16 protein-coding genes are annotated in these 20841 nt (G+C 45.0%); 13 read left to right on the top strand and 3 right to left on the bottom strand.

Going from position 1 to position 20841, the window contains the following annotated elements:
• The first annotated feature begins 26 nt into the window (after positions 1-26).
• From LX99_RS06665 to LX99_RS06655, 3 genes are all read left to right on the top strand, one after another.
• Positions 27-1004, top strand: coding sequence for an electron transfer flavoprotein subunit alpha/FixB family protein (locus LX99_RS06665; RefSeq protein WP_109607156.1), 978 nt, complete (start codon positions 27-29; stop codon positions 1002-1004).
• A gap of 21 nt (positions 1005-1025) precedes the next feature.
• Positions 1026-1625 (top strand): bifunctional nuclease family protein, encoded by a 600-nt coding sequence (locus LX99_RS06660; RefSeq protein ID WP_031266909.1) that lies wholly within the window; start codon positions 1026-1028, stop codon positions 1623-1625.
• 214 nt (positions 1626-1839) lie between these two features.
• The gene (locus LX99_RS06655) at positions 1840-3099 is read left to right on the top strand and encodes a nucleoside permease (RefSeq protein WP_109607155.1); all 1260 of its coding nucleotides are present in this window, start codon (positions 1840-1842) and stop codon (positions 3097-3099) included.
• Positions 3100-3242: 143 nt separating this feature from the next.
• Here the strand turns inward: LX99_RS06655 and LX99_RS06650 are convergent, their stop codons facing one another.
• Together LX99_RS06650 and LX99_RS06645 are read right to left on the bottom strand one after the other, a co-directional pair.
• Positions 3243-3962 (bottom strand): ThuA domain-containing protein, encoded by a 720-nt coding sequence (locus tag LX99_RS06650; RefSeq protein ID WP_109607154.1) that lies wholly within the window; start codon positions 3960-3962, stop codon positions 3243-3245.
• 107 nt (positions 3963-4069) lie between these two features.
• Positions 4070-5779, bottom strand: a complete 1710-nt coding sequence (locus LX99_RS06645; RefSeq protein ID WP_109607153.1) for a GMC oxidoreductase — start codon at positions 5777-5779, stop codon at positions 4070-4072.
• A gap of 240 nt (positions 5780-6019) precedes the next feature.
• Between LX99_RS06645 and LX99_RS06640 the strand changes: the two genes are divergently transcribed.
• The 7 genes from LX99_RS06640 (at position 6020) to LX99_RS06610 (ending at position 13007) form a co-directional block, all read left to right on the top strand.
• The gene (locus LX99_RS06640) at positions 6020-6844 is read left to right on the top strand and encodes an MOSC domain-containing protein (protein ID WP_109607152.1); all 825 of its coding nucleotides are present in this window, start codon (positions 6020-6022) and stop codon (positions 6842-6844) included.
• Between the two features lie 18 nt (positions 6845-6862).
• The gene (locus tag LX99_RS06635; protein ID WP_109607151.1) at positions 6863-7138 is read left to right on the top strand and encodes a SelT/SelW/SelH family protein; all 276 of its coding nucleotides are present in this window, start codon (positions 6863-6865) and stop codon (positions 7136-7138) included.
• A gap of 124 nt (positions 7139-7262) precedes the next feature.
• Positions 7263-7697, top strand: a complete 435-nt coding sequence (locus LX99_RS06630; RefSeq protein ID WP_022831755.1) for an RrF2 family transcriptional regulator — start codon at positions 7263-7265, stop codon at positions 7695-7697.
• Between the two features lie 241 nt (positions 7698-7938).
• Entirely contained in the window at positions 7939-10029 is a 2091-nt protein-coding gene (locus tag LX99_RS06625) for a HEPN domain-containing protein (RefSeq protein ID WP_109607150.1), read from the top strand.
• Positions 10029-10814, top strand: a complete 786-nt coding sequence (gene cobA / locus LX99_RS06620) for a uroporphyrinogen-III C-methyltransferase (protein WP_109607149.1) — start codon at positions 10029-10031, stop codon at positions 10812-10814. Before LX99_RS06625 ends, cobA begins: the two co-directional genes overlap by 1 nt.
• Positions 10792-12300, top strand: coding sequence for a TSUP family transporter (locus LX99_RS06615; protein ID WP_109607148.1), 1509 nt, complete (start codon positions 10792-10794; stop codon positions 12298-12300). The genes cobA and LX99_RS06615 overlap by 23 nt, the downstream gene beginning before the upstream one ends.
• Complete coding sequence (locus LX99_RS06610; RefSeq protein ID WP_109607147.1) at positions 12297-13007, top strand: phosphoadenylyl-sulfate reductase; 711 nt, start codon at positions 12297-12299, stop codon at positions 13005-13007. Before LX99_RS06615 ends, LX99_RS06610 begins: the two co-directional genes overlap by 4 nt.
• 369 nt (positions 13008-13376) lie before the next feature.
• Here LX99_RS06610 and LX99_RS06605 read toward each other — a convergent pair whose 3' ends face one another.
• The gene (locus LX99_RS06605) at positions 13377-16322 is read right to left on the bottom strand and encodes a TonB-dependent receptor (RefSeq protein WP_109607146.1); all 2946 of its coding nucleotides are present in this window, start codon (positions 16320-16322) and stop codon (positions 13377-13379) included.
• A gap of 310 nt (positions 16323-16632) precedes the next feature.
• Between LX99_RS06605 and proB the strand changes: the two genes are divergently transcribed.
• The 3 genes from proB (at position 16633) to mnmA (ending at position 20806) form a co-directional block, all read left to right on the top strand.
• Complete coding sequence (gene proB / locus LX99_RS06600; protein WP_109607145.1) at positions 16633-17712, top strand: glutamate 5-kinase; 1080 nt, start codon at positions 16633-16635, stop codon at positions 17710-17712.
• A 6-nt stretch (positions 17713-17718) separates the two neighbouring features.
• Entirely contained in the window at positions 17719-18966 is a 1248-nt protein-coding gene (locus LX99_RS06595; protein WP_109607144.1) for a glutamate-5-semialdehyde dehydrogenase, read from the top strand.
• 751 nt (positions 18967-19717) lie between these two features.
• A complete protein-coding gene (mnmA, locus tag LX99_RS06590) occupies positions 19718-20806 on the top strand; it encodes a tRNA 2-thiouridine(34) synthase MnmA (protein ID WP_109607143.1) in 1089 nt (362 codons plus the stop codon).
• The last annotated feature ends 35 nt before the right edge of the window (positions 20807-20841 follow it).

Genomic DNA, 20841 nt, shown 5'->3' with positions numbered 1-20841 from the left:
CATCTACTTAAAAATAAACAGATAATATGTCAGTTTTAATATATGCGGAAAATGCCGGGGGCAAATTCAAAAAATCGGTTTTCGAAGCCGTTTCTTATGCCCGCGCCATTGCCGATCAAAATAACACTACCCTTACCGCCGTTTCGATAGGCAACGTTGATACCGCCGAACTTGCCGCATTGGGAAAATACGGGGCCAACAAAGTATTGAATGTATCGGGTGATAAGCTGAAAAATTTTGTAAACCAGGCCTATGCTTCGGTTATTGCCGAAGCTGCCAAAAGCGAAGGCTCGGACATTGTTGTATTGTCCAATACCTTTTCGGGCCGCGGTTTAGCGCCCCGCGTTGGTGTTAAGCTCGAGGCAGGTGTTGCAGATAGCTCGGTGGCGCTCCCGGTACAGGATGGCGGCACATTCAAAGTAAAAAAAACCGCCTTTTCGGGCAAGGCTTTCGCCACAGTCGAACTTACTTCGGCAATTAAAGTGATCTCGCTTGTGCCTAACTCCTACAAAGTTGTTGAAACCGGCGAAATAGCCGAGGTTGTTGACTTTAAAGCAGAAACTAAAGATTCGGACTTTAAGGCGATGATCAAAGATATTGTTCGTGCAAGTGACAAGGTTTCTTTACCGGATGCGGAAATCGTGGTTTCGGGCGGCCGGGGCATGAAAGGCCCGGAAAACTGGGGATTGATTGAAGAACTGGCATCAATTTTAGGTGCGGCTACGGCCTGTTCAAAACCTGTATCAGACGCCGGCTGGCGACCGCATAGCGAACACGTTGGACAAACCGGCATAGCTGTAAGCCCAAATTTGTATATTGCAGTCGGAATTTCGGGCGCTATCCAGCACCTGGCCGGGGTAAGTTCATCAAAAGTTATTGTAGTGATAAACAAAGATCCCGAAGCGCCGTTTTTCAAGGTAGCGGACTATGGGATAGTGGGCGATGCGTTTGAAGTATTGCCACAACTAATTGCAGCCGTTAAACAATATAAAGCTTCGGCATAAATACTGGTGATGGGGAATAACATGAAAAAAATTAAGCTGGATATTGTTGGATTATCGTACAGCCAAACGCAGTCCGGCGCGTACGCGCTTGTATTAGGCGAGGTTAGCGGCAGGCGGCGGTTGCCTATTATTATCGGTAGCTTCGAAGCCCAGGCGATAGCTATCGAGATAGAAAAAATGACACCAAGCCGTCCGCTTACGCACGATCTTTTTAAAAGCTTTGCGCAGGCTTACCACATCGAGGTGCAGGAAGTGATCATTTACAACCTTGTTGACGGCATATTTTACGCCAAGTTGATTTGCAGCGACGGTAAACGCAATGTAGAGATTGATGCCAGGACATCTGACGCTATTGCCGTAGCTGTACGTTTTGATTGCCCTATTTTCACCTACGAGTTTATTCTTTCAACAGCGGGTATTGTAATTGAGGGCAACGATTTTGTTTATCTTGAAAACATTAACGATACCCCGGAAGAAAAAACAGCAACTTCATCGGTAAGCGGATATTCATCCATCAGTACCGACGAGCTGAAAACCAAATTACAGGAAGCTTTAGCCGAAGAATCGTACGAGAAAGCCGCTAAAATCCGCGATGAACTGAACAGAAGGAAGGCATCCTGATTTCAGCTATTGCATTTGGGACGTCGGATTTTGAATCTCCTTTTTATTAAAATTTATTATTTAGTATTCTCAATTAAATAAAATAACAGAATCTGTGGACAGGTTTCTATTTATCGGGTGTAATTTCTGTAAGTGTAGTTTTCTCATTTACATTTATTTCACTACTTTCCGCTTTTAATTTAACACTGATCTGAATTTTTAAACCGGGTACCATATGAATATTAAGTTCCGCTTAATACTAATGAATTTTATGCAGTTTTTTATCTGGGGGGCCTGGTTGTTAACCGTGGGTGCTTACTGGTTTCAAAACAAAGGCTGGTCGGGCGCTCAATTCGGGATCATATTCTCTACAATGGGTATATCATCTATCTTTATGCCTGCCATAGCGGGTATAGTATCTGACAGATGGGTACATGCCGAAAAGCTATACGGCACCTTACACATTTTAGGTTCCATTGTATTATTTTGCGTGCCATTGGTAACAAGCCCGGGTGTATTTTTTTGGGTGATATTGCTAAACATGATCTTCTACATGCCAACCCTATCCCTATCTATAAAAGTTGCGTATTCGGCATTGAAAGAGCAGGGCAAAGATGTAGTTAAGGTATACCCGCCCATACGTGTTTGGGGTACGGTTGGTTTTATAGCCGCCTTGCTGGTGGTTGATGTTACAAAAAGCGAAACAAGTCCAAATCAATTTTATATTGCCTCTGGTGTAGCTTTGGCTTTAGGCTTATTTTCGTTTACGCTGCCCAAATGCCCTCCGCTGTTGGGTAAAGGCGGCACAAAAACATTAAAAGACGCCCTTGGCCTTAACGCGTTCGAATTATTCAAAACATCTAAATTTGCTATTTTCTTTGCGTTTTCGTTGCTTTTGGGTGCGGCCCTTCAGCTTACCAACGCTTACGGAACCACCTATATTTTAGATTTCGCTAAAAACCCGGCTTACAAAGGCCTGTTCGCGGTTGAGCATTCGGGTGCCATTATCTCCATCTCGCAGGTATCAGAAACCCTTTTTATTTTAGCGATCCCTTTCTTTTTGCGCAAATTTGGTATCAAGAATGTGATGTTATTTAGTATGATTGCCTGGGTGCTGCGTTTTGGCTTATTTGCATTCGGCAATCCCGACAATAGTTTGTGGATGATTATTTTATCCTGCATTGTTTACGGCATGGCCTTCGATTTTTTCAATATTTCGGGTTCGCTGTTTGTTGAAACGCAAACCACGCCCGAAATAAGGGGCAGCGCGCAGGGCTTGTTTATGATGATGGTAAACGGTTTCGGCGCCCTTTTCGGAAGCATTGCCAGCGGTTTTATTATTGATAAGTTCTTTATCCATGCCGATGGAAGTAAAGACTGGCATGGCATCTGGTTAACCTTCGCGGCCTATGCTTTGGCTATCGCTATTGTTTTCCCATTTGTATTTAAATATAAACATAATAAAGCCTTGGAAGAGGCTATCAGGCATGCATAGCTGAACCTGGATTTTTGGGAGATTTTTGGAATAGTTGGATTCTTTTAACCCCATGACATAAAAAAGAGGGCTTTCGAAATATCGAAGCCCTCTTTTTTATTTTTTACAAAAATCCGGTACCTAAACCAAAATCCTGGTTCTCATTACCTTTTTCGTCCCATAGCGTATTTGATCCCGCCTAACAAATGCTCCAAATACAGCGGTTCTGAGTAAGATGCATCAGTATGTCCAAGCGCGGTATAAAAAGCCCGGCCACCATCAAAATTGTGATACCAGCTCATGGGATGATTTTCGCCGTTTTCGCCTCCTTCATAGCTTTTCTCATCTATTTTGATGAGTACGTGCAGGTCATCGCCAATCCATTTGTAGTTGTACCATTCGTCGAGGCGTTTCCAGGTTTCGGGCAAGTGTTTGGTGGCAATAAAATTTTTATCAACAACATTCAACACGGCTTCCTGTTGTTGCTTAGGATGGCTTTTAAAATAAGCCCCTACCAGTTTGCCATACCAGGGCCAGCCGTATTCAGTATCGGTTGCCGAGTGTACACCTACAAATCCGCCGCCGTGTTTAATGTATTGTTCAAACGCTGTTTGCTGGGTATCGTTCAATACGTCGCCGGTTGTACTTAAAAATATTACGGCTTTGTATTGCTTCAAATTATCGGCAGTAAATTTCTCAGCATTAGCTGTAGTATCAACATCAAAATTGTTCTCCTGGCCCATTTTTATAATGGCTGGTATGCCCACCTGTATTGAAGCGTGCTTAAATCCAGCTGTTTTGTAAAATATCAGTACTTTATCTTTAGCCATTGCCTGGCTTAAAGCTGTGCCTATTAAAAGGCATATGGTTAGTAGTTTTTTCATGGTTAATTATTTTGTAGTGAGTGGCTGCTTGGGTTAATAAGTGAGTCGTTGTCGGGCAAATGGAACTGAACCACTCACTCAATCAACCACTCACCTAATCAACTCATCTATATATTCCCTTTTTTTAATTCATCTACAGCGAAATGTGCAGCGCGCGCGGTCATGGCCATATAAGTTAATGACGGGTTTTGACAGGCCGATGAAGTCATAGCGGCGCCATCGGTAACAAAAACGTTTTTGGCATCCCAAACCTGGTTATTGCCGTTTAGCACCGAAGTTTTAGGGTCGCGGCCCATGCGCGCGGTTCCCATTTCGTGAATGCCGTCGCCAACGTTATGTCCGCGATCATGTGTTTCAACATTTTTAACCCCGGCGCTTTCCAGCATCGCTTTAGCCTCGCGAACAATGTCAAAACGCATTTTCTTTTCGTTTTCCTTGATTTCGGCATCCATGGCCAAAATGGGCAAGCCCCATTTGTCTTTACGGGTTTTATCAAGCGTGATCTTATTTTCGTGGTAAGGTAACAGTTCCCCGAAACCGCCGATGCCGATAGTCCATGGACCGGGTTCCGTTAGCGCTTCTTTATATTGAGCCCCTATATTTAATTCGGCAATTTCCCGGCTCCAGCCCATACGGCTTGCCGCGCCCTGGTAGCCAAAGCCACGCAGGTAATCTCGCTTATCGCCAAACAAGTTGGTGAAACGCGGTATATAAATACCGTTAGCCCTTCGGCCATAATAGTATTTATCCTCAAAGCCTTCAACCAGGCCGCTTGCACCAAGGTTATAGTGATGATCCATAATGTTATGACCCAACTCGCCGCTGCTGCTGCCCAAACCATCGGGCCAGATGTCGGTAGCCGAGTTCATCAGCACCCAGGCACTGTTTAAGGCCGAAGCATTTACAAACACAATTTTTGAATAAAACTCATAGGTATGATTGGTTTCGGCATCCAGCACCTCCACTCCTTTTGCCTTCTTCGTATCTTTATCATACAAGATTTTCGTAACGATGGAATATGGCCTTACCGTCAAATTACCTGTAGCCACAGCGGCAGGTAAAGTTGAAGATTGTGTACTGAAATACCCGCCAAACGGGCACCCCTCCCAACACCGGTTCCTGAACTGGCAAGCCGTACGGCCCGGGATAGCCGCCGTTAAATTAGCCGTACGACCAATGATCATGTGCCTTGTGCCGTTGTAATTTTTCCTGATGCGGGCAGCCACATCTTTTTCTACCACATTCATATCCATGGGCGGCAGGTAATGGCCATCGGGCAGTTGGGGCAACCCCTCCAGCGAACCGCTGATGCCCGCGAACTTCTCCACATGGTCATACCATGGCGCGAGGTCTTTATAGCGGATAGGCCAATCTATCGCCCACCCGTCCTTGGCGTTGGCTTCAAAATCAAAATCGCTCCAGCGGTAACTTTGCCTTCCCCATAAAATGGAACGGCCTCCTAACTGGTACGATCGCCACCAGTTAAAAGGTTTGATCTCGGTATAAGGAGCCGCCTGCTCGTCTGTCCAGTAATCCATAATAGGCTCGTAGGCGCCCCAGTTACGTGATATCACGGGGCGCTCTTTACGCTGGGCCTGCGTTGGCGAACCCGCATGATGGCGGTCCCACGGATCCTGGCTGGCAGTTTTGTAGTCTTTAATATGCTCAAAATTTCGCCCGCGTTCAAGCATAATGGTTTTAAGGCCCAGTTCGGTGAGTTCTTTGGCAGCCCAGCCCCCGCTGATGCCCGAGCCTATCACAATCGCGTCGTACGTGTTGTTTTCTTTAGCCTTGCCGTTTATATTGGTTGATGGCATAATATTACTTTAGGTTATTTAATTAAAAAGATCGGTTTGTAGGAATTGGTTAAAACAAGTATATCAATTTAAATTAATTATTGCAATCGATTGAGAAAATTAACAAATCCATCATTTTGTCTGAACTCGAATTTATAGAATTTGAAAATTAACAGAATTGATGGATGTTCGGGTATTCTAAAATTCCATAATTCTGTAAATTCTGATTCAGACAACAAACCACAAATCATATTTTTGCACATGCTCCAGATCAGCCAACTCTTCATCTATCCCATCAAATCCCTCGGGGGTATATCCCTGCAAAGTGCAGAAGTCACCACCCGCGGTTTACAATACGACAGGCGCTGGATGCTGGTGAATGAACACGGCCATTTCATGACCCAGCGCGAATTTGCCAACATGGCTTTGCTTAAAACGGCTATTGAAGAAGCAGGTATTCGGGTTATCGCTCAAAGTGGCAATAATGTGTTAGTTCCTTTTGATATCGAGAAAAAGCCCCTCCATCAATTTGCTGTTTGGGATGATATCTGTATGGGTCAATATGTTAATGACGAGATTGATGATTGGTTCACCGAAACCCTCGGAATCAAATGCCGACTGGTTTATATGCCCGATGACAGCGAGCGCGAAGTGGATCAGCGCTATGCCCAACCCGGCATGATCACCTCTTTTGCTGATGCTTACCCTTTTTTACTGATAGGCCAGGCATCCTTAAACGACCTGAACAAACGCATGGCGTTGCCCCTGCCGATGGATCGCTTTCGCCCCAATATAGTTTTTACCGGCGGCGGGGCATACAGCGAAGATTTAATGAACCGGATAGAAATAGCAGGCATTACCTTTTACGGAACCAAGCTTTGCGCACGCTGCGTGCTGACCACTATTGATCAGCAAACGGCGGCAAAAGCTAAAGAACCTTTAAAAACCCTTGCCTCCTACCGGATGAAGAACAACAAGATCATGTTCGGGCAAAACCTGGTGCATGAAAATACCGGAACAATCTCGGTAGGCGATGAACTTAAGGTACTGAGTCAACATACCGAAGAGCGGTTTATCATTAAATAAAAAACCAGCCAAAACAGCGTGAAACCAAACATCACCATAGAATACTGCCCTAAGTGCAACTGGATGATGCGGGCTGCCTATATGGCGCAGGAATTGCTTACTACCTTTACTGATGATGTGCATGGCGTAACGCTTGTACCCAGCGAAGTAAGCGGCAGATATACCATCAGCGTTGATCATGAGATCTTGTTCGACAGGAAGCGCGACGGGTATTTTCCCGAAATAAAAGCGTTAAAACAGGCCGTTAGGGATAAGGTTGCACCGGGCAAAAGTATTGGCCATTCCGACCGTTAATTTTATCATTTTGATAAAATTAAGTCTGTATAAAATATGCTTTCTATATAATCTATAATATTACTCGAAAAAATCGTTAGTTTAGTAATATCTTTATTTAACTTTGTAAGTTTTATTATAGAAAATGCTTTCGAAAAAAACTAAGTATGCAATAAAGGCGCTTGTGGTATTGGGTAAAAACATGGATCAGCCGCCTATGCAAATATCCAGGATCGCCGAGTTAGAGCGCATCCCTAAAAAATTCCTCGAACAGATCCTGCTTGATCTTCGTAACGCCGGTTTTTTGTACAGTAAAAAAGGCGCGGGTGGCGGCTACAGCCTAAACCGCGACCCAAAAGAAATATTCCTGGTAAGTATTATGCGTATTACCGATGGGCCAATAGCCATGGTTCCCTGTGCGAGCTTAAATTTTTACCATAAATGTGATGAGTGCCACCAGGAAAGCACTTGCGGCATAAGGGATGTATTTGTTGATGTAAGGGATGCCACACTCAAAATATTAAGCGAAACCAGCATCGCCGATATCATCAAACGAGAAAGTACCCTCATCAGCGTTTAAATTTCAAAACTTCAGCAAACTGTCATAACGCAGTTTTTTTTAATAAAATGCTACCATTTCCGTATACTATATATATATTTGGGAAATGAATAGTGAGAGAATTCATCAAATTTACGTTAACCTGTTGATCTGTTGCTGCATGTGCAACAAAACTCAGGGGCTATAAACGTAACTTTTAACCATATACGCCTCTTTAGCTATTGCCAAAGGGGCTTTTTTATAAAATATTAATACATTCAGTATGCAAAGCTTCAGAACCGAACTGGAGAACCCCATTGTTGAGAAGGATATCATCGATCTTGAAAAAAAGATCCGTGCTTTTCGTGAAGGCAAAATACATGATGAAAAGTTCAGGAGCCTGCGTTTGGCGCGCGGCGTATACGGGCAGCGCCAGCCGGGCGTACAAATGGTGCGTATTAAACTCCCGTTTGGTAAGGTTAGCTTTAAGCAATTGCTCAAAATAGCAGAAATATCTGACGAGTTTGGCAGCAGCAACCTGCACCTTACAACCCGCCAGGATATCCAGATCCATTATGTTAGTCTTGACCGTACGCCCCAACTTTGGGCAAAACTTGAGCAGGATGATATTACCCTACGCGAAGCCTGCGGCAATACCGTACGTAACGTAACAGCTTCACCAACCGCCGGCATCGACCCAAAAGAACCATTTGATGTTTCGCCTTACGCCTATGCTACGTTCGATTATTTTTTGCGCAACCCTATTTGCCAGGAAATGGGCCGTAAGTTTAAAATAGCCTTTTCATCAAGCGATGAGGATACCGCTTTCTCTTATATTCATGATATTGGCGCCATCCCTAAGGTAAATGCTGCAGGGGAGCGGGGCTTTAAAATTATGCTGGGCGGCGGTTTAGGCGCGCAGCCTATCCTGGCCAATATTGTTGAGGAGTTTTTGCCCGAGGATCAACTGATCCCTTACATCGAATCGGTGATCCGTGTTTTTGACCGGTACGGCGAACGCAACAACCGTAACAAGGCCCGGATGAAATACCTGATCCAAAAACTTGGGTTGGAAGAGGTATTGCGCTTAACCCGGATTGAACGCACCGCCAACAAAGTAAAATCTTACCCTATTAACCGCGATGCCGTTGATGCCCCTGCCCTGCCACCTACCGATACCTATCCGGAAGTAACTATAGGCAACCCGCTGCGCTACGAGCAATGGTTGGCTACCAACGTGTTTGAGCAAAAGCAAAAAGATTTTTACGGCGTATATATTAAAGTGCCTGTAGGTGATATCTCATCAGACACCGCCCGCGCTTTAGTTAAAACATTGGAGCCATTGGTTGGTAACGAAATCCGCATTACCCAAAACCAGGGCTTGCTGTTAAAATATGTTCGTAAAGAAGCGTTGCCTGCTTTGTACGAAGGTTTGGCCAAATTAGAGTTGGCCGCGCCAGGCTTTGACAGCATTGCCGACGTTACCACTTGCCCGGGTACAGATACCTGTAACCTCGGGATCTCGAACAGCATGACCATGGCCCGTGTGCTGGAAGACCTGATTTACAACGAATATGAAGATTTTATATACAACCGCGAGATCAAGATCAAAATCAGCGGCTGTATGAACTCGTGCGGGCAGCATGGTTTGGCCCATATCGGTTTCCACGGAAGTTCATTAAAAGCCGGCACCAAAGTATTGCCCTCTGTACAGGTAATGCTGGGCGGCGGAACCGTAGGCGATGGTGTTGGCCGTGCTGCCGAGCGGGTAATTAAAGTGCCTACCAAACGTGCTACTGATGTGCTTCGTTTGTTATTAAATGATTACAAAGCGTTTTCGCCGGAGGGTGAAACTTACCACCAATATTACGACAGGCAAGGTAAAGATTATTTTTACCGCCTGCTGAAACCGCTTGCTGATCTGACCACCCTGACCGACGATGAATATATTGACTGGGGCCACCAGGAAACCTTTGTTACCGCTATCGGCGTTGGCGAGTGCGCCGGCGTTGTGATAGACCTGGTTGCTACGCTGCTCTTCGAATCTGAAGAGAAAATGGGTTGGGCCAATGACGCCTTTGCTGACGGCCGGTGGGCTGATGCAATTTACCATGCCTACAACGTATTTGTAAGCTCGGCCAAAGCATTGCTGCTGGATAAAGGGGTAAACAGCAGCACACAGATCGGTGTGATTCGCGAATTTGATGCCCAATACGTTGAAAAAGGCGAATTTGAACTGGCGGGTACATTTAACGACCTGGTACTACAGATCAACCAAAACGAGCCCTCGCAGGAATTTGCCACAACATACCTGGCGCAGGCCACAGATTTTTTAAGCAGAAGTAAGAATAAGAGAGAGGCGCTTGTACAATAATGACAGATACTAATAAAAACATAAAAGAACCACGCATAACCTTAGTAGGCGCAGGCCCGGGCGATGCCGACCTGATCACTGTAAAAGCCATTAAAGCATTAAAAACGGCCGATGTAGTTTTATATGATGCCCTGGTTAATGAAGAAATATTGGATTATGCTCCCGAAACAGCTACCAAGGTTTACGTAGGCAAACGTTCGGGCGACCATTCTTTTTCGCAGGCAGCTATCAACAACCTGATGGTTGATTACGCCCTGAACTACGGGCATGTAGTGAGGTTAAAAGGCGGCGATCCCTTTGTATTCGGTCGGGGATATGAGGAGCTGATTGTTGCTGCCGAATATAATATCCCGGCGTGTGTTGTTCCGGGCATTTCAAGCTCCATAGCCGTCGCCGAATTGCAGCAGATCCCGCTTACCCACAGGGGCTTAAGCGAAAGCTTTTGGGTAGTAACGGGCACTACTGCCAGCGGTAAGATCTCTGACGACCTGATCGAAGCCTCGCGTTCAAACGCTACCGTGGTAGTGCTGATGGGGATCCATAAACTTGCCGCGATTGCCGAAGTATATAAGTTGCAAGGCAAAAATAAACTGCCCGTAGCCGTAATTCAAAGCGGGTCGACCGAGAACGAAAAAGTTGCTGTCGGTACCGTTGATACCATCGTCAGCGCTGCTCAAGAACACAATATCTCATCACCAGCCATTATTGTTTTGGGTGAAGTGGTATCGTTACACCCTAAATTTCAACTGATAAAAGAGGTTTATGACGTTGTTACCCAGGGATAATAGTTTAACCAATATTCAGGACCAGAAACGGGATGGCAACCAGCTTTTCCCGGTTTTTTTGAAGCTGAATAACCTGCACACCGTGCTTATTGGCGGCGGCAATGTGGGTTTGGAAAAACTTACCGCGGTGCTCAATAACAGCCACCATGCCAGGGTAACCGTAATCTCGCGCGAGTTTTTGCCCGAAGTTCATAGCCTCGCGGCCCAATATCCCGGCATTCGCATTGTGCAAAAATCATTTACCGATGATGATCTGAACGATGCAGATATCGTTATCGCTGCTACCAACGATAGTGAGCTGAACAACTACATACGCAACGCGGCTCACGACCGCAAATTACTGATTAACGTAGCCGATAAACCCGCGCTGTGCGATTTTTATTTAGGATCGATTGTGCAAAAGGGCGACCTGAAACTGGCCATATCAACCAACGGTAAATCGCCAACCGTAGCTAAACGGTTAAAAGAAGTACTGAATCAAAGCCTTCCTGCTGAACTTGATACTACCCTACAGCAAATGAGCGAACTGAGAAACACCCTTGAAGGCGACTTTGCCGACAAGGTAAAAAAACTGAATAATGTAACCGCCGTGCTGGTTGAGCCCAAAGCCCCCAATAAAAAAGGCCTCATCTGGTTAATCTGGTCAACCATTGTTTTATCCTTAGCCATCGGGATTACGGCGCTGTACTTTAAAGAGCCAAACTTTAAGGCCTTTGTAAGCGGCATTGACCCAATGTTTTATTACTTTTTAGGAGCGGGATTTTTGTTTGCCATGATAGATGGGGCCATCGGTATGTCGTACGGCGTAACCTCAACCTCATTTTCGTTAACAATGGGCGTACCTCCGGCAGCGGCAAGTATGGGTGTACACCTGTCTGAAGTAATGAGTTGCGGTATAGCAGGCTGGATGCACTACCGTATGGGTAATATCAACTGGAAATTATTTAAGCTTTTGGTTGTACCGGGCATCATTGGCGCATTTTTAGGAGCCTACATCCTTTCATCACTTGAACATTATGCCATGTATACCAAACCGGTTGTATCGCTTTATACATTGATACTGGGCATTGTAATATTCAGAAAAGCATTCAACACCAAAAAGAAAAAATCGGCAGATAAAGTAAAACGCATTTCACTGCTTGGCTTAGGCGGCGGTTTTATTGATGCTGTTGGTGGCGGCGGTTGGGGATCAATCGTGTTATCAACGTTAATTGCCGGGGGCCGTAGTCCCCGTTTCTCGCTGGGCACAGTTAAACTATCCCGTTTTTTTGTGGCGATGGTTGGTTCTATAACCTTTGTGGCCATGGTTAATGGTCATAACTGGCATTCTGTGGCAGGCCTGGTATTGGGCAGCGCTTTGGCCTCTCCTATCGCAGCGCGCATCTCTAACAAAATCTCGGCTAAAACTATTATGGTTGCTGTATCTGTGATTGTGATCCTCATCAGCATCCGTTCTATTCTTAAATTTTTCGTTAAAATTCCATGAGTTTCGCTTTAGAAAATATACAGCAACAAATAGGCGGGCTTGGCCCCGTTGAGGCACTCGCCAAACTCGCTGAACTATATCCGAAAGAAGTGATCTTCTCCACCAGCTTTGGCTGGGAAGATCAGGTGATCAGCCATATGATCTTCGCAAATAACCTGCCGATTAAGGTATTCACGCTGGAAACCGGCCGTCTTTTCCGCGAAACCTATTCGGTTTGGGCCGCTACCCTAAACAGGTACCAAAAGCCTATCCATGCCTACTACCCTAACAACGAATTGCTGGAAGAAATGGTAAGCAAAAAAGGCCCGAACAGCTTTTATGAATCGGTAGAGAACCGTAAGGAATGCTGTGGCATCCGCAAAATAGAACCGCTTAAACGCGCTTTAAAAGGCAACAGGGTCTGGATTACCGGTATCCGTGCCGAACAGTCAGCCAACCGCCACGATATGCACGATACGGAATGGGATGAGCAAAATCAACTGGTAAAGTTCCACCCCATTTTTAGCTGGACTTTAGATGAGGTAAAAGCTTATATTAAACAATATAACATCCCCTACAATTCGCTGCATGATAAAGGTTTCCCGAGCATCGGCTGTATGCCCTGCACCCGTGCCGTAGCAGAAGGCGAAGATTTCAGGGCCGGAAGATGGTGGTGGGAAGATCAATCCAAAAAGGAATGCGGATTGCACGAAGTGACCGCCAAGTAAGTTAAAGACGCTTTTTTTATACGTAGGTCAATTGGTTGAGAGATCGGTTGGCCTTTTTTATTTTGTTGTTTTTTTTGATTAGAGTGATTTCACCGATTTTCTTGTCTGAACCCGAATTTGGGAATTATGAGAATTGATAGAATGTCAATCGTGTACGGCCAATTTGATTTCAATTAACTTCCATTAATCCCAAAAAACAAATAAAAAAATCGGAGTAATCAAATAATCAGTGTAATTCTAAAATAAATCGGTGTAATCAAAAAAACGAAATCGGTGTAATCAAAAACCGTGTAATCCCGGAAATAAAAAAAGGGATGAAGCATATCGCCGCATCCCTTTACAAACTAATATAAAACGTAATAAAAGCGCTTATTTATTGTTATCGCCCGCTAACAACCCATCAAGTGTAACCGATACATAGTACAGGCCGCCGATGGTTGGTCCGCCTGCATACTGGTAATATCTTTTGTTAAAGATATCGGTAGCGCCAACCTTAAATGTTGCGTAGTATTGCGGTACCCGGTAAGTAACCTGCGCATCAACCGTTTTGATAGACGGCACGGTACCGGTAACCAGCGGACTTTCCCACAGATACGATTGCTGCCATTTATAAACTACGTTAAAGCCGAAGTTTTTTACCACCTCGCGATTACCGAATGATATGTTGCCCGACCACTCCGGCGTGTTAAAGCCCGTTACGAAAATATCAGAAGCTTTTTGGGCTTTCAGCTTGTTAAAACTCACGTTGCCCGAAATGGTGTAGTGTTGGTAAAAATTGTAGGTAATACCCGCGGATGAGCCGTAGTTGTGATAAATGTTTTTGGCATTGGTGTACACACGGTAACGGCTCTGGCCCTGGCTGGCCGCGTTACTGGAAGTGCCGGTTGTCGGGTCGCGGTTAATATCAAGCATGGCCAATACAGCGGCGTCCGACCCCACGGTAACGCCATTAGGTACAAACACCTGAACCTGGCCAAGGAAACCATCGTACCGGTTGGTATAGGCATCAATATCAATAAACACCTTATTATCTGCAACAATGCCTTTATAGCCGATCTCGTACGAGGTGATCTGCTCCGGGCGGGCGGGAGGCAAATCAGCAACCTGCAACAGGTTACGGTTAGCCAACGCGGCCTGGTCGCTACCTCCTGCAGCATTTACGGCGGCATTAAATGCTACCACGGATGTTTGGGTATAGCTGTTGCCTAAGTAACCCAAACCTTCGTTAATAAACGGCAGGCTGCCTACACGTTTTACCCTGCCGTTATTTACGTACGATAACGCCTCGAACAATGACGGGAAACGGTAGCCATTCTGGAAGGTAAACCTGAAGTTGTGGTTTTGGTTAACAGTATAAACCGCAGCCAAACGCGGTGTAAACTTAGGATCGAAGTATGGGTTACGGTCCCAGCGGATAGAGCCGAATAGTTTAAGTTTTTCATCAAAAAAGGTTTTGGTAACCTGCGTAAAAGCGCCATACTTTTTGTAGATCACGTCTTTACCAAAACTACCATCAGCAAGCGGTGTATTACGGTCGGCTATCGGGCGGGTAAAATCAACAAAGTTGTTACCATCCGGCGTGATGCTGTACACGCGTACATCGGCACCCACCAACAGGTCGACAACTTTTACTTTATTACTTAAATCCCATTGGGCTTCGCCATTGTACATATGGCTTTTTTGCCATAAAGCGGCACCACCGGTTGCAGGCGCGTTCGGGATCAGGCTCGATTTGATATCCCAGTTGTTAATGCCGATAATCTTTTTGCGCAGGGCATCAAATTCAGGCGTACCCGGCTCCACGCGGCCTTTATCAGCAGCTGCACGGGCGGCTTGCTCGGCAGCAGCCAGGTTGGCCGATGTTAAAACGCCACCATTATAAGCTTTTAATGCATTGCCATATAAAGTTGCCCAGGCCGAGTTGCTCGCATGGTTCAGGTCGAGATTATCGGCCAGTGGTTTTACGTTGAACGAATTGCCGGTATTTTCTATCGATTCATATCCACGCACCAGGAAGTCCTTCCCTTTCAACTCTACTTTATGGTTTTGTACGGTAGCGCCCTGTAACGAAATTTTATTACCGCGCTGAAATACGCCATCCAGCTTACCATAACGGTAAGTATATGATAGCGTAGTGGTTGGCGATAGTTTATAAGCCAGAGTACCATCCAGTTTCAGGTTTTTTACGTGCGGATCAACCAGGTCAACCTCGTTATATCCTGTGCGGGCCACCAATAAATTGGGGCGGGCTTTACCATCAACTGTTATACCTTTAATAGTAACGGTATTACTGCCTGCAAGAGCGTCATCACCGTACTTATTCCAGCCATCGTAAGCCGCGTTGCTTGTTCCGGTTAATTCAGGATAGGCAGGGTTGGCCGATTTCAGATTGGTTGGATTTTGATCGTTACGGGTGTCCGACTGCCAGTCCTGGCCTTGCATGTAGCTGAAATTCACTTTAAAGGCAAACTTATCATTAAATGCTTTGGCATATCTGAAAGCATCCTCTGTTAACGTGCTCGCACCCAACCTGTCTTTACCAACGTGGTTTAAACCCTGCCGATGGTAAACGCTTAGCCCCTGGTATTTGAAAGGATCTTTAGTAAACAAATTTGATAAACCGTTGATAGCGTTGGTACCATAAAGGGCGGCGGCAGCACCGGGTGTGATTTCCAAACTGGCAATGTCCAGTTCGGTTGGCCCAATGGCGTTACCCAGCGGTACACCTAAGGTTGCCGACTGCATATCCACGCCATCAACCAATTGCATAAACCTAAAGTTGTTGGGACTGTTGAAGCCACGGGTATTGGGCACTTTGAGGGTGATACTGGTGGTGGTCATCTGTACGCCTTTCACATTCTCCAAAGCATCATAAAAACTCGGGCCGGGCGATTGCTTCAGCGCTGTAATACTCAGCTTTTCGATTGCTACCGGCGAGCGGAGCAGCTTTTCCTCCTTGCGCGAGGCGGTAACCACCACCTCGTTAACCAGTAATGATTGCGTGGTTAATGTGATATTGACCGCGCTGTTAGCATTTTTAATATAAAATTCCTGTGGTTGATAGCCTATGGCGCTAAAAACCAGAGTATATGGCAACTTGGCGCTGGTGGTTAACGAGAATTTACCCGTTGTATCGGTTGATGTTTTATTGGTAGTACCCTTAATGGATACGGTTGCCCCTACCAGCGGCTTACCCTGGTCGTCGTTTACCTTTCCGCTTAAAATGTATGAGCCGTTTAATTGCGCGTAAGCCAGGCCCGGTAACAGTACCAGGAAAAGCACAATTATCTTAATTGAGTTTGTAAAAATCTTCATGAAACAAGTTAGTGTGGTGGTTATTTAAAAAGTGATGTGGTTTGTTGTGTTATTGTGTGATGAGGGTTGGTTTCAACAACAACACATGGCAGTTAGGCGCTGCATTGGATACATGGATTGAATGGCAATTGCATTAATACGATACATTGTCTATAGAATAAGTAGACAAAAATATAAATTAAAAGCTGACTGTCAATACATTTTTCAAAAAATCTATAATATCTATGATTTTACTCTATTAATTTCAATTTAACAGGCATATTTCGCCGCCAAATTTGTAATATTGAGGCTTCAACCTTCTGCAATTATAATGGCTTTCAATTACCGGCGTATTATTATTAAAATCGGCTCGAACGTATTAACTCAAAAAAACGGCCTCCCCGATCAGCAACGGATAGCGCACCTGGTAGATCAGATCTCGGCCATCAAAAAACAAGGTAAAGAAGTAATATTGGTTTCGTCGGGCGCTGTGGCATCGGGCCGGAGCCTGATTACCGTATCTGAAAAGGCCGATGCCGTGGCCGCACGCCAGTTACTGGCATCCATAGGGCAGGTAAAACTAATCAATACTTATTCGCAGCTATTTGAGAAGCATCAGATCCTGTGTTCGCAGGTATTGGTTACTGCCGAGGATTTTCGCGACAGGAAGCACTATCTCAATATGAAAAACTGTCTCGAAGCGTTATTGCAGCACGAGGTGATTCCGGTAGTGAATGAAAATGACGTGGTATCGGTAACGGAACTGATGTTTACTGATAACGATGAACTGGCAGGATTGCTGGCCTCCATGCTCAATGCCAACGCGCTTGTTATTTTAACCAATGTTGATGGCATTTATAACGGCGATCCCAAAGCCGAGGGGTCAACCGTAATTGATGAGATAAGCGGCAAGGAAATTGATTTTTCTGCCTTTGTTTCCTCTGGCCGCTCGCAGTTTGGGCGCGGCGGCATGATCACCAAATCAACCATGGCGCAAAAAACCGCTCAGTTGGGCATCAATGTACATATAGCCAACGGAACAAGGGAGAATGTACTTACTGATCTTTTAGATAAAAGTGTGATCCATACCCGCTTTGTACCGAGCAAAACCGCATCAGGCAGAAAGAAATGGATTGCACATTCAGAAAAATCGGCCACCGGCAGCGTTTTGATCAACGCCGGCGCGAGGGAGGCCCTGCTTTCCAACAAAGCGACCAGCCTGTTGCCCATAGGTATAGTTGGCATAGTTACCGATTTTAAAAAGGGCGATGTTATCAAGATTATTGACGATAGCGATAAACTGATAGGGCTGGGTATTGCCGAATATGGGGCAGATAAAGCCCGGGAACGTATTGGCCATAAAAACCAGAAGGCCCTGGTACATTATGATTATCTTTACCTGCAAGGCTAAAAAAACATGGAATACAACAGTTATTTTGATAAAGCCCGTGAAGCCGGTCGCAAGCCCGCGCTTGCTACTGCTTTGATAAACGAGGTACTGGAAGATGTGGCGGCCGAAGCCATAGCCCAAACAGCATACATACTGGCCGAGAACCAAAAAGACCTTGACCGCATGGACCCGGCCGACCCTAAATATGACCGACTGAAACTTACCGCCGAGCGGATTAAGGGTATAGCTGCCGACATGATCGCCGTATCCAGACTGGATAGCCCCCTTGGCAAACAGCTTTCCGCAACCGAGATGCCTAACGGGTTATCAATCTCGAAGATCAGGGTGCCGCTTGGCATTGTGGGGGTAATTTATGAGGCCCGGCCTAACGTTACCTTTGACGTATTCGCGCTTTGCTTTAAAACAGGCAATGTCAGTGTACTAAAAGGCGGCAGCGACGCTGATTTTTCAAACAGGGCCATTATATCGGTGATTCATCAAATATTAAAAAAGCATGGTATAGATACTAACGTGGTTACATTGCTTCCGCCGGAACGCGAGGCTACCGCGGCTTTATTAAATGCCATAGGTTACATAGATGTATTGATACCACGGGGCAGCCAATCGCTCATTGATTTTGTTCGCGATAACAGCAAGGTTCCGGTTATTGAAACCGGGGCCGGTATTGTTCATACCTACTTTGACAAAAGCGGGGATCTTGAAAAAGGCGCCCAAATCATCGCCAACGCCAAAACCCGCAGGGTGAGTGTTTGTAACGCCCTGGATTGTTTAATCATACATTCGTCGCGTTTAAATGATCTGCCCCGCCTGGCGCATATTCTCAAACAAAAAGAAGTTGAGATTTTTGCCGATGACAAAGCTTTCAAAGCCCTTGAAGCGCATTATCCCGCCACCTTACTATACCAGGCCCGGCCCGAACATTTCGGCACAGAATTTTTATCCATGAAAATGGCCATTAAAACCGTCGCCTCTTTTCAGGAAGCCTTAGGGTACATTTCCGCAAACAGTTCAAAACACAGCGAGGCTATTATTTCGGAAGATGAGACAAATATCGCGCGGTTTTTGAATGAAGTGGATGCAGCTGCGGTTTATGCCAATGTATCAACAGCTTTTACAGATGGCGCGCAGTTTGGGCTTGGCGCCGAAATCGGGATCAGCACCCAAAAGTTACATGCCCGGGGCCCTATGGGGCTTGAAGAGCTTACCAGTTATAAATGGCTGGTTAGGGGCAATGGCCAAACACGCACCCCATAACAAAATTACTTATAAAATTACTGCATAAAAAAGGTGCCTGCTACGTATAGCAGGCACCTGAAACGTGTTATTCTATATTGTCTGGCGTTACTTTATCAAGTAGTTGGCTGCGGCAATAAAGCAAATAATCACTAAAATCACGCCCTGTAATTTTTGTTCTAAAGTTAGTTGAGTTAACATCGTTTTATTAATTAGGATAAAGCAAATTTATAATGTAATGGGTATGTTACAATAGGCTGGCTTACTTTTACATTATTTTTAATAAATAATGTAACACGTTTTTATAATAGTCACATGTACATTTATAATTTAAATTTTTGTTAAAAAAAACGCACATTCTTTAATTAACGTGTATCTTCTACACTCCATTTCCTGTACAAAAATTCTATTAAAAACGCGGCCAGAGCGCCGATTTTTCTGTTTTTAAAATCCACCTCGTTTAAAAACTAAATTCCCGTTCCCGTTACACTAACCTCCCGATGTTTCGGTGCTTTTTAAAGTAGTTATCAGGCATATTAATATAATGTTAATCATATCTCGACTTAATCGTTTAAAACATATTAGCAAAACATTAAAAGCCGGATTTGACATTTACCACAGCTATAAGTTTTTCTTTATATAGCCTATACAAAATTCTGATTTTCAAATTTTATTAACTTTAGATTAAATCAAAAATCAACCCGTTACATTTTACCCAAACCTGACCAAGCATGCATTAACTTAAAAATCAAATAGGTATCTTTGCAAAATTATGAGTAAGCACGGCAGGATATTAGTAGCCATGAGCGGCGGAGTTGATAGTTCGGTAGCGGCAGTGATGCTGCATGAGCAGGGTTATGAAGTTATCGGCCTTACTATGAAAACCTGGGATTACGCCTCATCAGGCGGTAGTTCTAAGGAAACAGGTTGCTGCAGCCTTGACAGCATCAATGATGCGCGTGCGCTCGCGGTAGGTTATGGCTTTCCCCACTACATTCTGGATATCCGTAACGAATTTGGCGATTATGTGATCGATAATTTTGTTGATGAATACCTGGCGGGCCGTACGCCCAACCCGTGCGTTTTATGTAACACCCACATTAAATGGGAAGCACTACTCAAACGCGCCGATAAACTGGATTGCGAATTTATAGCTACAGGACACTATGCCAACATCCGTTTGCAGGATAATGGCCGCTATGTGATTTCGAAAGGTAAAGACGAAAATAAAGATCAATCTTATGTACTTTGGGGGGTATCGCAAAAAAACCTTGCCCGAACCAAATTTCCTTTAGGCAGCTTCTCGAAACCCGAAATAAGGCAGATGGCTTTGGATATGGGCCAGATTGAGCTTGCCGGCAAAAGTGAAAGCTACGAAATTTGCTTTGTGCCGGATAACGACTACCGCGCCTTTTTAAGGCACAAGGTAGAAGATCTGGACGAACGCATAGGTCCCGGCAACTTTGTGCTTACAGATGGCCGCGTAGTAGGCAAACACCAGGGATATCCTTTTTATACAATAGGGCAGCGCAAAGGATTGGGTGTGGCTTTAGGGCACCCGATGTTTGTAACCCGGATCGATCCGCAAACCAACACTGTAGTTTTGGGCACCGCCGAAGAGCTTGAACGTAAACAAGCATGGGTAAAAAACCTCAACCTCATTAAATATGCATCCATAAATGAACCGCTTGAGGCCGTTACCAAAATCCGCTATAAAGACGCGGGCGCTCAAAGCACTATCTTACAAATGGGCGAGCATATGAAGGTTGATTTTCATCATAATGTTTCGGGCATTGCACCGGGCCAATCGGCCGTATTTTACGAAGGGAATGACCTGCTGGGCGGCGGTTTCCTGATGTGATTTTTTGCCGGAAGGCGGGAGTGTTGGAAGGTTGA

Source organism: Mucilaginibacter oryzae (genome assembly GCF_003148845.1).
Classification (GTDB): domain Bacteria; phylum Bacteroidota; class Bacteroidia; order Sphingobacteriales; family Sphingobacteriaceae; genus Mucilaginibacter; species Mucilaginibacter oryzae.
The sequence above is the reverse complement of the archived record's forward strand: the minus strand, read 5'-3'. Positions and strand labels throughout refer to the sequence as shown.

Coding starts and splice junctions, on each gene's coding strand:
- LX99_RS06605 (WP_109607146.1), bottom strand. CDS start 16,322: ATGAAGATTTTTACAAACTCAATTAAGATAATTGTGCTTTTCCTGGTA.
- LX99_RS06595 (WP_109607144.1), top strand. CDS start 17,719: ATGGAATACAACAGTTATTTTGATAAAGCCCGTGAAGCCGGTCGCAAG.
- cobA (WP_109607149.1), top strand. CDS start 10,029: ATGACAGATACTAATAAAAACATAAAAGAACCACGCATAACCTTAGTA.
- LX99_RS06625 (WP_109607150.1), top strand. CDS start 7,939: ATGCAAAGCTTCAGAACCGAACTGGAGAACCCCATTGTTGAGAAGGAT.
- proB (WP_109607145.1), top strand. CDS start 16,633: ATGGCTTTCAATTACCGGCGTATTATTATTAAAATCGGCTCGAACGTA.
- LX99_RS06650 (WP_109607154.1), bottom strand. CDS start 3,962: ATGAAAAAACTACTAACCATATGCCTTTTAATAGGCACAGCTTTAAGC.
- LX99_RS06645 (WP_109607153.1), bottom strand. CDS start 5,779: ATGCCATCAACCAATATAAACGGCAAGGCTAAAGAAAACAACACGTAC.
- LX99_RS06615 (WP_109607148.1), top strand. CDS start 10,792: ATGACGTTGTTACCCAGGGATAATAGTTTAACCAATATTCAGGACCAG.
- LX99_RS06630 (WP_022831755.1), top strand. CDS start 7,263: ATGCTTTCGAAAAAAACTAAGTATGCAATAAAGGCGCTTGTGGTATTG.
- LX99_RS06665 (WP_109607156.1), top strand. CDS start 27: ATGTCAGTTTTAATATATGCGGAAAATGCCGGGGGCAAATTCAAAAAA.
- LX99_RS06640 (WP_109607152.1), top strand. CDS start 6,020: ATGCTCCAGATCAGCCAACTCTTCATCTATCCCATCAAATCCCTCGGG.
- LX99_RS06660 (WP_031266909.1), top strand. CDS start 1,026: ATGAAAAAAATTAAGCTGGATATTGTTGGATTATCGTACAGCCAAACG.
- mnmA (WP_109607143.1), top strand. CDS start 19,718: ATGAGTAAGCACGGCAGGATATTAGTAGCCATGAGCGGCGGAGTTGAT.
- LX99_RS06655 (WP_109607155.1), top strand. CDS start 1,840: ATGAATATTAAGTTCCGCTTAATACTAATGAATTTTATGCAGTTTTTT.
- LX99_RS06610 (WP_109607147.1), top strand. CDS start 12,297: ATGAGTTTCGCTTTAGAAAATATACAGCAACAAATAGGCGGGCTTGGC.